The sequence below is a fragment of the Phenylobacterium sp. genome (assembly GCF_031412415.1).
In the GTDB taxonomy this organism is placed as follows: domain Bacteria; phylum Pseudomonadota; class Alphaproteobacteria; order Caulobacterales; family Caulobacteraceae; genus Phenylobacterium.
This window is the reverse complement of sequence record NZ_JANOCX010000316.1, coordinates 1-14135: the sequence shown is the minus strand read 5'-3', so window position 1 is coordinate 14135 and position 14135 is coordinate 1. Positions and strand designations below refer to the sequence as shown.

Genomic DNA, 14135 nt, shown 5'->3' with positions numbered 1-14135 from the left:
ACCGCCGCTTGCGCCTGAAGGGTTCGGGATCGGCCTCGTGCTCGTCGAATCCGAAGCGCTTGAAACCGGCCTTCAGCTCCTTGCCGATCGGGGCTTCCAGGATCAGCGTCCCCCGCGAAGGGTGCGGCAGGGTCAGGCGGCGGGCGTGGAGTTGCAGCTTCAGGTCGCCCGACAGCTCCCGCGCCGCGTCGTTGGTGTACTTCGGATCGCCCAGGATCGGGTGACCCATGGCCAGCATGTGGGCGCGGAGCTGGTGGGTGCGGCCGGTATGGGGCCGCAGCGCCATCCAGGTGACCCGGTGCGCCGCGCGGCTGATGGTGACGAACTCGGTCTCGGCCGGGTCGCCGTTGGGGTCCTTGGGATCGGTCGGCACCACCATCTCGCGGTCACCGACGCCCTTCTTGACCAGATGCAGTTCCATGACCCCGTCGGCGGGCTTGGGCGCGCCGTGGACCAGGGCCCAGTAGGTCTTTTCCGCCCGGCGGCGGGCGAAGGAACCGGCCAGCTTGGCGGCCGCGCCTGGTGTCTTGCCCAGCACCAGGACGCCGGAGGTGTCGCGGTCCAGGCGGTGGACCAGGCGCGGCCGCTCCAGGCCTTCGCCCCAGGCGCTGAGCAGGCGGTCTATATGCTTCAGTGTCTTGGTGCCGCCCTGCACCGCCAAGCCCGCGGGCTTGTTGAGGACCAGGACCTCCTCGTCCTCGTAGAGCACCAGCGATTTGGCGAAGACCCTCTCCTTAGCGTCGAGACCGGGCCCCTTGTCTCCCGGCTTCGGCGTGTCGGGGAGCGGCGGCACACGCACGGTCTGGCCCGCCGCCAGGCGTTGCTCGGGCTTGGCGCGTCCGCCGTCGACCCGGATCTGGCCGGAGCGGGCCAGCTTTTGAACCTGGATCTGCGAGACGTGCGGCCAGCGCCGGCGGAACCAGCGGTCGAGCCGTGTGTCGTCCTCGCCGGGATCGACCTGGATATTGCGGACCTCCCTCACGCGAACACCCGCCGCGCCAGATACAGCCCCACGAACAAAGCCGAAATCGAGAGCAAGACCGAGGCGGTGGTGTAGGCGAAGGCCTGCCCATAGGCGCGTTTGCCGATCATCAGCGCCGCCTCCAGCGAGAAGGCCGAGAAGGTGGTGAAGCCGCCCAGGACGCCTACGCCCAGCAGCAGCCGCAGACGCTCCTGGTCGGCGCCGCCGCGATGGGCCAACCAGCCCGCCAGGAGACCCATCAGCGGGCCGCCAAGAACATTGGCCGCGAAGGTCCCGTAGGGCCAGGCCGAGCCCCACAGCCGCAGGGTCTGAACCCCAAGGCCGTAGCGCGCCACGGCCCCGACCGCCCCGCCGGCGGCCACGAGAAGAACCTTTTCCATGAGCCCCTTATGCGACGTGATGTCGCTTCGGAGAAGCCCCCGCCCCAACTCAACGCCCGGTTAAGTCGTAGAGCCCATCATGCGGATCGAGTTCAGCTTTCCGGGTTCAGGGATGGTCGCGAACAACGCCGCAGCGCAGGAAGCGCCGTCCGAGTCGATCCAGGCCGGCGGCTTTTCCACCTTCGTCACCGCCGAGAACCAGACGCTTGGAATCGATTTCCGCGTCGAAGACCTGATCCACCTGCGCCACAACGCCGTCGCCGCCCGGCGGTTGGAGCCGGTGATCACCCATCTGAAGAGCGGGGTGACCATACCGGCCCGCGCCTTCGCCAGGTTGTCCGATGACGACGTCGAGACCATCGACCGCGCCACGACCGCGTTCGCCGCCACCCTGGTCGGTCCTGAAGGCGCTTCGGTCCTGCCGGTGATTCTGCCGATCTCGTTTCGCACCGTCGCGGGCCGCCGTGGCCGTGGACATCTGTCGAACGCCACCGACGGATCGACCCAGGCCCTGAAGAAGCGGGTGATCGTCGAGTTGATCGACATCGACCGGGGCACCCCGACCGGGCGGTTGACTGAGGTGGCGGGCCTGCTCAACGCCACCTGTCGCGGCGTCTTCGCGCGCCTGCAGCCCAATCGCGACGTGGTCTTCCCCGTCCGCGACGCGCGGCTGCAGGGGGTGACCGTCGACGGCGCGGACCTGGCGGTCTCGGACGCCGACGCGGCGGGACAATTGCTGGAGTTCGCCGCCCAGGCTCGGGGTTTGGCGCCGCTGCTGGTGGTCCAGGGCCTGCCGAACGACGGCTATCTCGCCGTCGCCGAGGTGGCCGGCTTCACGCACGGCGCATTGCGGACCCGGGGTTAGGCCCGCGGGCCCAGGTTTCGGCGAATCTCGCGGGCGTCGTACGCATCGCGATCGCTGGGTCGCGGACCCTTGCCCATCAGCACTTCGATGGTCTGCGCCAGGGACGGCCCGCCGCCCAGGTCGAAGCTCGTCCCGACGCCGACGCCGACGCCGCTGCGGAACCCGCCGCCACCGCCCCCGCCGCCGATGGAAACGCGCGGGCCGTTGTTGGGCGCGGCCTCCAACGTCATCCTGTCGGCGACCCGGAACCAGTCATAGCCTTCGGCGATGGCCAGGTCGGCGGCGCGCAGCAGGGCGTAGTCCGACACCTGGGCCGCCGGCGCCCCAGGTCCGCCGCGGAACGTGATGCGGTAGCGGCCGGGTTCGATACGATACTCCGAGAAGCCGACGGCCTTCGGGCCGGCCGCCGGCGCATAGACCGTCGGCGCCGCGGCGCAGGCGCTCAGCATGGCGCAGGCGGTCAGCAGGACGAGAGCGCGTTTCATGTTCGGGTTCCTCCGCAAGCCCTTGGACTTGCAACTCATATGGTCAGAAGGCCTAGCTCGCCTCGACGTTCCGCCTAAAGCCCGAGAGACGCAATCAGGCCGGCCATGTCGGCGGGGACCGGCGCCTCGATCTGCGTCATCCCGCCATCAGGATGAGGAAAGGCGAGCGCCGCGGCGTGCAGCATCAGCCGCGGAACCGGCAGGCCCGCCACAGCCAAGGCCCCGCCATAGCGCGCATCGCCGGCGATGGGCCGCCCGATGGACGCCAGGTGGACGCGGATCTGATGCATCCGCCCGGTCTCTGGAGAGAGCTCCAGCAGCGCCGCGGCCGGCGCCTTGGACAGCGTCCGATAGCGTGTCCGCGCCGTCTCGGCGTCGGGGTGGTCGGGCGCGCAGACCCGCATATAGGCCTCGCGTCCCTGCTCGTCGCGACGCAGCGGGACATCGACCGAGCCTTGCGCCGGTTCGGGCGCGCCGGGCGTGACGATGGCGCGGTAGGTTTTCGAAAAACGCCGCCCCATCATGTGCTTGCCGAGAAAACCTGCGGCCGGCTTGGTCTTGGCGGTGAGGATGACGCCCGAGGTGTCGCGATCCAGGCGATGGATCAGGCGCGGCCTGGCCTTGCCCGGCTTGGCGAAGGCCCAGAGCATCTCGTCCAGGGTATGGACCTGTCCGCGCCCGCCCTGGCTGGACAGGCCCGAGGGCTTGTTGAGCGCCAGGAGCTGAGCATCCTCGTAGATCACCAGGCTACGGACGAGCTCGATCTCGGCGACGCTGAGCACAACCGGCGTGTCGGACGGCTTGGTCTTGGGCTGCAGGCGCGGCCTCACGCCTTGCGGTTCCGCTGTTCGGCCCAGCGGTCCAGCCGCTCCTTGATGCGGGCTTCAACGCCCTCGCCCTTGGGCTTGTAGAAGGTCTGGCGCGCCATCTCGTCAGGGAAGTAGTTTTGGCCCGAGAAACCGCCCTCGACGTCGTGGTCGTAGGCGTAGCCCTTCCCATAGCCCAGATCGCGCATCAGTTTGGTCGAGGCGTTGCGGATGTGGGCCGGCGGCATCAGCGAGCCGGTCTCCTTGGCCGCCTTCTGGGCGGCCTTGAAGGCCGTGTACACCGCGTTCGACTTGGGCGCCGTCGCCAGGTGGACGACAAGCTGGGCCAGGGCGATCTCGCCCTCCGGCGAGCCCAGGAAGTCGTAGGTGTCCTTGGCGGCGTTGGCGAGCACCAGCGACATGGGATCGGCCTCGCCGATATCCTCGGCCGCCGCGCGGATGAGGCGCCGCGCGACGAACAGCGGGTCCTCCCCGCCCCCGAGCATCCGCGCCAGCCAGTAGAGCGCCGCGTCCGGATCGGACCCTCGGATCGACTTATGCAGGGCGGAGATGAGGTTGTAGTGCTCCTCGCGGTCCTTGTCGTAGGCCGGGCTGCGCTTCTGCAGCACCTGGCCCAGGTCCTTGGTGGAAAGCGGCTTGGCCGAGCCGATGTTGAACAGGGTCTCGGCCAGCGTCAGCAGATAGCGTCCGTCGCCATCGGCCAGCGCTACGAGGGCATGGCGCGCCTCGGCCTCCAGCGGCAGTTTGCGGCCCTCGTGGACCTCGGCCTTCTCCAGCAGTTGCGCCAGCGACTCGTCGTCCAGTCGCTTCAGCACATAGACCTGAGCGCGGCTGAGCAAGGCTCCGTTCAGCTCGAAGGACGGGTTCTCGGTGGTGGCGCCCACCAGGGTGACGATTCCCTCCTCCACGAAGGGCAGGAAGCCGTCCTGCTGGGCCCGGTTGAAACGGTGGATCTCGTCGACGAACAATAGAGTCGCCTGACCCGCCGAGCGGCGCATCTTGGCCTGCTCGAAGGCCTTCTTCAGGTCGGCGACGCCGGAGAACACCGCTGAGAGCTGCTGGAACTCATAGCCCGCCTCCTTGGCCAGCAGGCGCGCGATGGTGGTCTTACCGGTGCCGGGCGGCCCCCAGAGGATCATCGAGGCCAGCCGCTTGGCCTCCGCCATGCGCCGGATCGGCCCTTCCGGTCCCAGCAGGTGGTCCTGGCCCACCACCTCGTCCAGCCGCTGCGGCCGCAGGCGGTCGGCGAGCGGGGATGGAGCGTGGGGCGTCATCCCCGCGGCTTCGAACAGATCGGCCATGAGGTGTTCTACCATCCCTCCCCTCTATGGGGAGGGACAACTCACGTCCGGAAGTTGCCGGTGATTTCCTGACCGCCGCGGACGATCGTGACCTGCCACTGATTGCCACCGCCGCCTTCGACGATGCCCACCAGCTCTCGCACGCTGCCGACATCGCGGCCGTTGACCCGCTTGACCAGATCGCCGGGGCGCAGGCCGGCGTTCATGGCGAACCCACGGCTGATGTTGGTCACCAGGACACCCCGCGCCAGGAACGGATCGAGGCCCAGTTCGTCGGCGACCGCCGGAGACAGGTTGACCACCGTCGCGCCATCGAAGGGATTGCGCCCGGTAATCGCCTGCTGGTCCTTGGCGGGCGTGGCGGGCGGCGCCTCGGCGCGCAGCGTCAGGGTCTGCTCGCTGGAACCCCGACGGACGCCCAGGCGGATGGTGTCGCCGGGTCGGCGCGACGAGACACCATAGGACACCGCCGCGGCGTCCACCGCCGGACGGCCGTCCACCGAGACGATGACGTCGCCTTGCTTCACGCCGGCCCTCGCCGCGGGACCGTTCGGCCAGATGTCGGCCACCAGCGCGCCCTGGGGCGTCGAGAGCCCGAGGCTACGGGCGATCTCGCCGGTCACGGTCTGAGTGCGGGCGCCCAGCCATGGCCGGACCACGGCCACGCCGCCGCCGGCGGCGGTCTCGACCACACGCTTGACGATGGCGGCGGGCACCGCGAACCCGACCCCCGACGAGGTGCCGGAGCGCGAGAGGATGAAGCTGTTCACCCCGATCAGGTCGCCGTCCATGTCGACCAGCGCGCCGCCAGAGTTGCCCGGATTGATCGCCGCGTCGGTCTGGATGTAGGCGTTGGCCGCGTCGCCGTTGGGATCGGCGGTGCGGTTGAGCGCCGAAATGATGCCGTTGGTCACCGTCTGTCCGACGCCAAAGGGGTCGCCGATGGCCAGGACAAGGTCGCCCACCTGGGCCTCGCCGCTGTCGTCGATGGCCATGACCGGCAGGCGTTCGTTTCCGACGTCGATCTTCAGGATCGCCAGGTCGGTGCGCGGATCGGCCAGCAGGATCTTGGCGGTGAACTCGCGCCGATCGGCGAGCGCCACGGTGATCTCCTGGCCCCCTTCCACCACGTGGTGGTTGGTGACGATGACGCCGTCGGCGCGGACGATGACGCCCGACCCCAGCGAACCCTGAACGCGGTCGCGCGGGGCGCCCATGCCGAACATTTCCCAGAACGGATCGGCCCGCTGGCGCACCAGGCGCTTGGAGGAGATGTTGACCACCGCCGGCGCCGCTCGCCTGACGACGGGTGCGAAGGACGACTTCATGGTCAGTGCGTCGCCGGGCGCCGCGCGGGTCGGCTGCGCCAGGGGCGGGACCTGGGCGGTGGACTTGGCCATGGGGTCCGAACAGGCCGCAAGCACGGCCAGGGCGGGGATCAGGACGCGGTAGGCGCGCATGTAGTCTCCAGACAGTCTAGATCGCCCGGACATCGCGAAGTTTTCGGGCGCAATGATGGCGGGTCTAGGCCCGTCCGTCGCTGGAGGGAACGTCCCGAACGAACAGAACGACCAGCAGCAGCGCCGCGGCGCTGAGCGCGGCGCCGGCCAGGATCGATGATCCGGACCAGGCCGCGGCCATGCCGGGCCCGATCGACCAGGCGAAGGCCTGGGTCGACAGGATCGGGCCGAACAGGCCCGTGAGGCTGGAGATCGACCCCATGGCGCCTTGCAGCCGCCCCTGCTCGGTCTCGTCGACCTTGGACGTCATGATCGACTGCAGGGCCGGACCGGCCACATTGGCAAGCGCCGTGGGCATGTTGACCGCCCAGAAGATCGGGCCCGTCGGCGCCAGGCCCGCGGCGCCGTAACCCAGCACCTGGATGGCAAGGCCTCCGATCAGGGTCTTTCGCTCCCCGAACCAGTCGACGACCCGGCCGGCGAGCTGACTCTGGACGACGATGTTCACCACGGCGATGGCGCTGGCGAACAGGCCGAGCGCCATCGGGTCCCAGGCGTAGCGGTGGGCGGTGTACAGCACGAAGACGCTGTTCATGGCATGGACCGCCAGCCACAGCAGCAGCAGGACGGCCGCCAGGGCCGGTAGGCCGGGGCGCGAGATCAGCAGGCTGAGCGCGCCGATCGGGTTGGCCTTGCGCCAGGCCAGCGGCGCGCGGCGATCGCGTGACAAGGATTCCGGCAGGACGAAAAGGCCGTAGATCCCGTTGAGCAGCGCCACCGCCGCCGCCGCCCAGAACGGCGCTCGCGGATCGATGGAGCCCAGCAGTCCGCCCAGCGCGGGCCCCAGGATCACCCCCGTCCAGGCCGCGGCGTTGATCCAGCCATAGCTCTTGGCGCGTTCGGCCTGGGGCGTGATGTCGGCCACATAGGCCATGGCCGCGGCCTGGGCGCCGGCGGTCAGTCCGCACAACACCCGGCCGACAAGCAGCCAGGCCATGTTCGGCGCCAGGGCCATGATGGTGAGGTCGATGCTGAGACCGAAAACCGAGATCAGGATCACCGGGCGGCGGCCGAACCGGTCCGACAGCATGCCGATCACCGGGGCGGCGACGAACTGCGCCACCGACCAGGCGGCGATCAGCACCCCGATCCAGCGGGCCGCGCCCTGGACGTCGCCGCCCAGCAACTCCTTGACCAGCGCGGGCAGCACCGGGAAGACGATGGTGTGGGACACCACGTCCAGGCAGATCGTCACCGCGATGAAGCCCAGCCCCGCGCGCCGGCGCAGGTCTGGACGGGCGGGCGGCCCCGAGGGCGGAGCCAGGTTGGACGGAAGGGTCATGGAATGTCTCGAGACGCCGGAACCCGCGGGTCGCCGACTGAGCGGATGTGCAGCGGGCCGGCGGTCGCGCCGGCGTCCGGGGCCTAGGCCCTCATCGTCTCGGACATCTGTGTCATGGCAGGCGCCATCCTAGGTGGCGTCCGCGGAAACGCAAGCCGCGGCGGTCTAAGACCTGGCGGCGGCGAGCGGCGCGGAAAGCCATATCGCGCCGAAAGCCAGCGCGGCGATCAGGCGGCGCGGGCCGCGGGGAAGTTCGGACACGGGCCATCCTCCGATCAAGAGAGCCGAGCCTCTCAGCACCCGACGCCGGCAGGCAAGCCTTCGGCGAGAATGCAGCTCGGGAGCGACGTCAGGCCGGCGCGCCCGCCGCCGACGGCGCGCGGCCGACCCTGAGCGCAAGCAGGAAAGCGACGACGAGCAGGACGCTCGCGAGATAGATGGCGAGGCCCGGCTGGTGATAGGTCGCCTCATGCCGGATCGACCAGGCGAAGGTCAGGCCGAAGATGATCGGGCCCAGCACCGAGGAGATGCCCTGCAGGCTCTGATTGGCGCCCTGGAGTTGCCCCTGGGCCGAGGGGCCGACGCGACGGGTCATCAGGCCCTGCAGCCCGGGCTGCAGGAAGTTCATGAACGCGAAGACCGGAACGCCCACGAAATAGGCCCAGCCCACAGGTGCGAAGGCGAAGATCGCAAACCCCAAGGCGCCGGAGATAGCCCCCAGCAACAGCGCGCCGCGCTCGCCGATCCGGGCGACGACCGGACCCACCAACAGCATCTGGACGATCACCCCGGCCAGGCCGGTCGCCATCATCGAAAGGCCCATCGTGCTTGGCGACCAACCGTAGCGGTGCCCGGCATAGAGCACGAAAATCGAGGGCAGCACGGTGTGGGCGAGCTGGAACAGGAAGCCGATGGTGGCCAGCCCCAGCAGATCGCGATGCGAGCGCAGGAAGACCAGCGAGCCTATGGGATTGGCGCGCCTCCAGTCGAACCTGGCGACCCGGCGCTCCACCGGCAGGGATTCCGGCAGGACCAGAAGGCCGTACAGCCAGTTCAGGCCGGTCAGGCCCGCCGCCACGAAAAACGGCAACCGCAGATCGAAGTCGCCCAGGAAGCCGCCCAAGGCCGGACCGATCAGGAAACCGAAGGAGAAGGCCGCGCCCATCCAGCCGAACGCCTTGGCCCGCTGATCGGGGGGCGTCACATCCGCCACATAGGCGTTGGCGGTGGAGAAGCTGGCCGCGGTCAGGCCGTTGATGATCCGGCCCACGAACAGCCAGGCCAGCGTCGGGGCCAGCGCCATGAACAGGAAGTCGATCGCCAGTCCGCCCAGGGAGATCAGCATGATCGGCCGCCGGCCGAAGCGGTCGGACAGCATGCCCAGGATGGGCCCGCAGAACAGCTGCATCAGCCCCCAGACCGTGGCGAAGACCACGTTCCATTCCGAGGCCGCGGCCGTGTCGCCGCCGGTGAATTCCTTGATCAGGTTCGGCAGCACCGGGATCATGATCCCGAACGACACCGCATTGATCACCGAGGCTATGAAGATGAAGCGAAAGGCGTGTGTCCACTGTCGGTCGGCAGGCGCGGCGGGCTGATCGGTCATGGCGTGTCTCCCCCAAGCACACTGAAACAAAGCAAGAACTGGCGCAATCGCGTCACGCCGAAGAGTCGCGGTACGAGCCGAGCAGGCTCCGCCACCACTCGGCCAGCCGCATGAGCAGGGCTTCATCCGGGAACCCGTGACGGGCCGCACCCTCTGGCACCTGGTCGAACCCACGATGTTCGACGCTGACCCGCGTTTCGTCGCCGATCGCCTCGAATCGAACCTCGACTTCCGTATGAAGTTCCAGCGGGAAGTTCGCCTGTCGCCAGGTAAATTCCAGGCGAGCAGGCGGCTCCCAGGCGGTGATCCTGCCGATCTCGAACACCTTGCCGTTGGCCAGGGTCTCGGTCAGCGCGCCGCCCTGCCCCGGCTCGAACGCCAGGACGCCCGGCGCACGCGGGGTGGTCTGGAACAGGCCGTTGGGCTTCCACCAAGCCCCAATCTCCTCGACGAAGGCGGCGAAGGCGCGATCCGGCGCGGCCTTCACCCGCAACGAGACGAAGACCTTCGATGTCACGCGTCACGCTCGACGTGAGCCTTGAAGGCGCCAAGCTGCAGCGACCACAGCCTCTCGCTCTCCTCCAGCCAGCGCAGCAGATGGACCATGGGTTGAGGCCTCAAGGCGTAGATGCGAACGCGCGCGTCGAACTCAGGATGGCTTTCCTCAACCAGGCCGCTCTCCCGCAGGGCGCGCAGGTGACGACTCATCGCCGGCGGCGCCAGGCCCAGTTCCCGGGCCAGCTCCCCGGCCTGGCGCGGCCGCTGGGCCAACAGGTCGATCACCTGGCGGCGGTTCGGATCGGCGAGCGCGGCCAGCGTACGGTCGATGGGTGCGGGAACCGCGCTCATTTCCAGCCGGTGATCTTCAGGCCGCTGGCGGCCTCGGCGTCCTCGCGGCTGACGACCTCCACGGTCTGTGAGACCGTCCAAATATGGCCCTCCGGATCGCGGCAGCGATAGGTGCGGTCGCCATAGAACTGGGTCTCGGGCTCAGCGTCGATCACCGCGCCCGCCGCCTTGGCGCGGGCGAAGTGGGCCTCAATGTCGCTGTCGACCTGGATGCCGACGGTCTGGGTGTTCTTGCCGCCCACCGACTTGGGGCTCTTGTGATCGTCGCTCCACTCCTGGCCGATCATCACGTAGTTGTCGCCGAAGGTCATCTGCGAGTGGGCGACTTTGCCCTCGGCGTCCTCCAGCAGCATGGAGAGCTCGAAGCCGAAGGCTTCTTCCAGCCACTTCAGAGCGGCCTTGGGATCCTGGTAGAAAAGGGCGGACCGGAAGCCGGCCATGGGTTTCTCCTAGCTGTCGATCTTGTGGCCGGTGGCCCGGGACATTTCCTCGGGCGTCATGACCTTGAGCGTCTGGCCGAACGACCAGGGGTGATCCTCGATGTCGCGGCAGGTGAAGACTCGGTCTCCATAGGGCTGGTCGGCGGGCTCGCGCTCAATCTTGGCGCCCAGTCCACGCGCGGCCTCGCAACGGGCGTCGATTCCCGTCTGCAGCTGGACGTGCACGCCTTGGGTCGCCCGGCCGCCGAAGGCCGCCGGACTGACCGCACGGCCCTTGGGCGGACCGACCACCATGATGTAGCCATCGCCAAGTCGAAGCTCGGAGTGGATCACCCCGCCCTCCCCGTCGTCGACGATCATCCGGGTCTCGAACCCAAAGGCCTGTTCCAGCCAGCCGATGGCGGCGCGCGGATCGCGGTACCAGAGCAAGGGGCCGATGGTGGGAACATCCATGCTCAGGACTCCTTCACGGGCGTCGCAACCGTGATGAAACTACTTAGAGTTCATGATAATAGTTGTCGCATATCGCAACTAAATCGTCAAGCGCCTCAGCGGAGCGCCGCGCGAAGTTCGTCGAGATCGCCGTCGTTCGACTCGGGCTGCACCCCAATCAGCCGCGCCAGGAGCGGATAGACGTCGACGTTATCGAAGGTCGGCAGGGTCACGCCGCCACGGAACGCAGGTCCGCTGGCGACGAAGACAGCCCGCATCTCGGGGCTGGAATTGTCGAATCCATGGTTGCCCCGCTCCGGCTTGCGAGGCTTGTAGTCCTTGTTTCGCAGGCTCCATCCGGTCTCGGGCAGGCAGAAGATCGGCGCCACGCGCGGATTCATCCCATAGCGGAAACGCGTCGGAATATCGGCATTGCGCCAGCATTCCAGATGCGGTCGTCGCCCAAGCAGCAGCTTCTCGACCTCCGCCTCGCGCCCCTTCACTGGGTAGAGCGTCATGAAGGCGCCCCCCGACAGCGATCGGGCGGCGTCCTTGGGGATGATGTCCTCGATGTAGAGCAACCGGTCAGGGGCGATCGGCGCCATCCCGTGGTCGGCGACGATCACCAGATTCGCCGCGACGCCACGCGCCTGGAGCCCAGCGGTGAACCGCCCCAGCGCCGCGTCGACCCGAGCCGCGGCGGCGTTGACCTCGGCCGACTCCGGGCCGAAGTCATGGCCGGCCGTGTCGACGTCGTCGAAGTACAGCGTCACGAAGCGTGGCCGCTCGGCCGGCGGCCGGTCCAGCCAGGCCAGGACCTGGTCGACCCGCGCCGAGGGCGGCATGGCCTGGTCGAACGGCCGCCACAGGCTGGGACGTACGCCGCGGATCGGCGCCTCCGAGCCCGGCCAGAACATCGGCGCGGTGATGATCCCCGCCCTCTCGGCGCTCACCCAGATCGGTGTGGCCTGATCCCACCAGCGCGCCTCGCCCACCGCCGCGCGGTTGGACATCTTGAACGTCACCCCCGGGATCGCGGGGTCCTCGAAGGTGTTCTCGACGATCCCGTGGTGATCGGGCCGCAGGCCAGTGACCAGGGTGTAGTGGTTGGGGAAGGTCTTGGTGGGGAACGATGGCCGCATGGTCCCTCGCGCGCCCTGCGCGGCCAGGCCCGAAAGGACCGGCGTCACGCCGCGATCCAGATAGTCGGGCCGGAAGCCGTCGATGGAGACCAGGACCACCACGGCGGCGGGCGGCGTGGCGGGCCGCGGGGTCGAGGCGCAGGCCGCCAGGACAAGGGTGAGCGCAAGGGCGCAAAGCGTGGCGAGACGAGACATCACTCCAGCCTAGCCGTGCGAGATGACGCCCGCACAACGCAAAAGCCCCGGACGTCGCCGTCCGGGGCTTTCGAAATTTCTGTGTCGAGGACGTGGGCTATTCGTCGCCGAACGCCGACATGTCCTGGACCGGGCCGGAGTCCTTGCCCTTTTCCGACGGATCGCGGTCGACGAACTCGATCACGGCCAGGGCCGCGTTGTCGCCGTAGCGATAGCCGGCCTTCAGGACGCGGATGTAGCCGCCCTGACGTTCCTTGTAGCGCGGCCCCAGGGTGGCGAAGAGCTTGCCGACCTGTTCGACGTCGCGGATGTGGCTGATGGCCTGACGGCGCGCGTGCAGATCGCCGCGCTTGGCGAGCGTCACCAGCTTTTCGACGATGGGCCGAAGCTCCTTCGCCTTGGGCAGGGTGGTCACGATCTGCTCGTGCTTGATCAGGCTGGCCGCCATGTTGGCGAACATCGCCGTGCGGTGCGCGGTCGTACGACCCAGTTTGCGGCGGGCTTTTCCGTGACGCATTTCATATCTCCTGAGCCGCTTGGCCCGCTGGACACCCCGACCTGTCGGGAACGTGTCCTTGCCTGATCAAATCCCAGCCTGCTCCCGCCTGGGTCAACACGAAGCGCCGGAGCCCTCCACCGCTGTTGCGGCTTAATCGGGCCCAGACCGCCGAAGCGGCCCGGAGTCGGCGCGCAGTCCTACATCTGGTCTTCGAACTTCTTGGCCAGTTCTTCGATGTTCTCGGGCGGCCAGTTGGGCACGTCCATGCCGAGATGCAGGTTCATGCCCGCGAGCACTTCCTTGATCTCGTTCAGCGACTTGCGGCCGAAGTTCGGGGTGCGGAGCATCTCGGCTTCGGTCTTCTGGATCAGGTCGCCGATGTAGACGATATTGTCGTTCTTCAGGCAGTTGGCCGAGCGGACCGAGAGCTCCAGCTCGTCGACCTTCTTCAGCAGCGCCGGGTTGAACGGCAGTTCCGGCTTGGCCTCGCCTTCGACCTTCTTCTTCGGCTCTTCGAAGGTGATGAAGATCTGCAGCTGGTCTTGCAAGATGCGCGCGGCGTAGGCCACCGCGTCCACCGGGCTGATGGCGCCGTTGGTTTCGACTTCCATGATCAGCTTGTCGTAGTCGAGGCTCTGACCCTGGCGGGTGGGCTCGACGCGATAGGCGACGCGCTTGACGGGGGAATAGAGGCTGTCGACAGCGATCAGGCCGATCGGGGCGTCTTCCGGACGGTTCTGCTCAGCGGGGACATAGCCCTTGCCGTTGTTGACCGTGAACTCCATGCGCACGGTGGCGCCGTCGTCCAGGGTGCAGAGCACATGGTCGGGGTTCAGGATCTCGATGTCCGCGGGGACCTCGATCTGGCCGGCCGTCACGGCGCCGGGGCCCGTGGCCTTCAGCGTCATGCGCTTCGGACCTTCGGAGTGCATCCGCAGGGCCAGTTGCTTGATGTTGAGCACGATGTCGACGACGTCCTCGCGGACGCCCTCAAGCGACGAGAATTCGTGCACCACGCCGTCGATTTGGACGGCGGTCACGGCCGCGCCGTGCAGCGAGGAGAGCAGAACTCGGCGGAGGCTGTTGCCCAGCGTCACGCCGAAACCGCGTTCGAGGGGCTCGGCCACCAGACGCGCCTTGGGGTTGGCGTCGGTTCCGGTCTCGATCAACGGATTCTCCGGACGGATGTGCTCGTTCCAGTTTCTTTCGATCACGTAGAGATGTCCCTCGAAACGCAGGATCGCCGGACGCGAAATCGCGGTCCGGCGCAGGGAGAGTGTCGTACTTTAGTACTCAGACGCGCCGGCGCTTGGGCGGCCGGCAGCCGTTG

Annotated in this window: 16 protein-coding genes; 1 reads left to right on the top strand and 15 read right to left on the bottom strand. The window is 68.3% G+C overall.

Annotated features, from left to right (window positions below):
• Positions 1–982 (bottom strand): RluA family pseudouridine synthase (locus RMO04_RS15535; protein ID WP_309645679.1); only part of this gene is annotated, 982 nt, incomplete at its 3' end.
• Positions 979–1362, bottom strand: coding sequence for a fluoride efflux transporter CrcB (gene crcB / locus RMO04_RS15530; RefSeq protein ID WP_309645678.1), 384 nt, complete (start codon positions 1360–1362; stop codon positions 979–981). The genes crcB and RMO04_RS15535, both read right to left, overlap by 4 nt.
• Before the next feature lie 79 nt (positions 1363–1441).
• Between crcB and RMO04_RS15525 the strand changes: the two genes are divergently transcribed.
• Positions 1442–2227 (top strand): hypothetical protein, encoded by a 786-nt coding sequence (locus RMO04_RS15525; RefSeq protein WP_309645677.1) that lies wholly within the window; start codon positions 1442–1444, stop codon positions 2225–2227.
• Here the strand turns inward: RMO04_RS15525 and RMO04_RS15520 are convergent.
• From RMO04_RS15520 to RMO04_RS15460, 13 genes are all read right to left on the bottom strand, one after another.
• Positions 2224–2712: a CC0125/CC1285 family lipoprotein gene (locus tag RMO04_RS15520; RefSeq protein WP_309645676.1), complete on the bottom strand. Its 489-nt coding sequence runs from the start codon at positions 2710–2712 to the stop codon at positions 2224–2226. The genes RMO04_RS15525 and RMO04_RS15520 overlap by 4 nt on opposite strands.
• A gap of 74 nt (positions 2713–2786) precedes the next feature.
• A complete protein-coding gene (locus tag RMO04_RS15515) occupies positions 2787–3542 on the bottom strand; it encodes an RluA family pseudouridine synthase (RefSeq protein WP_309645675.1) in 756 nt (251 codons plus the stop codon).
• On the bottom strand, positions 3539–4840 hold the full coding sequence (locus tag RMO04_RS15510) for a replication-associated recombination protein A (RefSeq protein ID WP_309645680.1): 1302 nt from the start codon (positions 4838–4840) through the stop codon (positions 3539–3541). Before RMO04_RS15510 ends, RMO04_RS15515 begins: the two co-directional genes overlap by 4 nt.
• 41 nt (positions 4841–4881) lie before the next feature.
• Entirely contained in the window at positions 4882–6300 is a 1419-nt protein-coding gene (locus tag RMO04_RS15505) for a Do family serine endopeptidase (protein WP_309645674.1), read from the bottom strand.
• Between the two features lie 64 nt (positions 6301–6364).
• Positions 6365–7642 (bottom strand): MFS transporter, encoded by a 1278-nt coding sequence (locus RMO04_RS15500; RefSeq protein ID WP_309645673.1) that lies wholly within the window; start codon positions 7640–7642, stop codon positions 6365–6367.
• A gap of 349 nt (positions 7643–7991) precedes the next feature.
• Positions 7992–9248 (bottom strand): TCR/Tet family MFS transporter, encoded by a 1257-nt coding sequence (locus RMO04_RS15495; protein ID WP_309645672.1) that lies wholly within the window; start codon positions 9246–9248, stop codon positions 7992–7994.
• A gap of 52 nt (positions 9249–9300) precedes the next feature.
• The gene (locus RMO04_RS15490) at positions 9301–9765 is read right to left on the bottom strand and encodes an SRPBCC family protein (RefSeq protein WP_309645671.1); all 465 of its coding nucleotides are present in this window, start codon (positions 9763–9765) and stop codon (positions 9301–9303) included.
• Positions 9762–10097: a metalloregulator ArsR/SmtB family transcription factor gene (locus tag RMO04_RS15485; RefSeq protein ID WP_309645670.1), complete on the bottom strand. Its 336-nt coding sequence runs from the start codon at positions 10095–10097 to the stop codon at positions 9762–9764. Before RMO04_RS15485 ends, RMO04_RS15490 begins: the two co-directional genes overlap by 4 nt.
• On the bottom strand, positions 10094–10537 hold the full coding sequence (locus RMO04_RS15480; RefSeq protein ID WP_309645669.1) for a VOC family protein: 444 nt from the start codon (positions 10535–10537) through the stop codon (positions 10094–10096). Before RMO04_RS15480 ends, RMO04_RS15485 begins: the two co-directional genes overlap by 4 nt.
• Positions 10538–10546: 9 nt before the next feature.
• On the bottom strand, positions 10547–10990 hold the full coding sequence (locus RMO04_RS15475) for a VOC family protein (RefSeq protein ID WP_309645668.1): 444 nt from the start codon (positions 10988–10990) through the stop codon (positions 10547–10549).
• 95 nt (positions 10991–11085) lie between these two features.
• Positions 11086–12306 (bottom strand): ectonucleotide pyrophosphatase/phosphodiesterase, encoded by a 1221-nt coding sequence (locus RMO04_RS15470; RefSeq protein ID WP_309645667.1) that lies wholly within the window; start codon positions 12304–12306, stop codon positions 11086–11088.
• A gap of 97 nt (positions 12307–12403) precedes the next feature.
• Positions 12404–12823, bottom strand: a complete 420-nt coding sequence (rplQ, locus tag RMO04_RS15465; RefSeq protein WP_309645666.1) for a 50S ribosomal protein L17 — start codon at positions 12821–12823, stop codon at positions 12404–12406.
• 179 nt (positions 12824–13002) lie between these two features.
• Positions 13003–14019, bottom strand: a complete 1017-nt coding sequence (locus RMO04_RS15460; RefSeq protein WP_309645665.1) for a DNA-directed RNA polymerase subunit alpha — start codon at positions 14017–14019, stop codon at positions 13003–13005.
• Positions 14020–14135 lie beyond the last annotated feature (116 nt).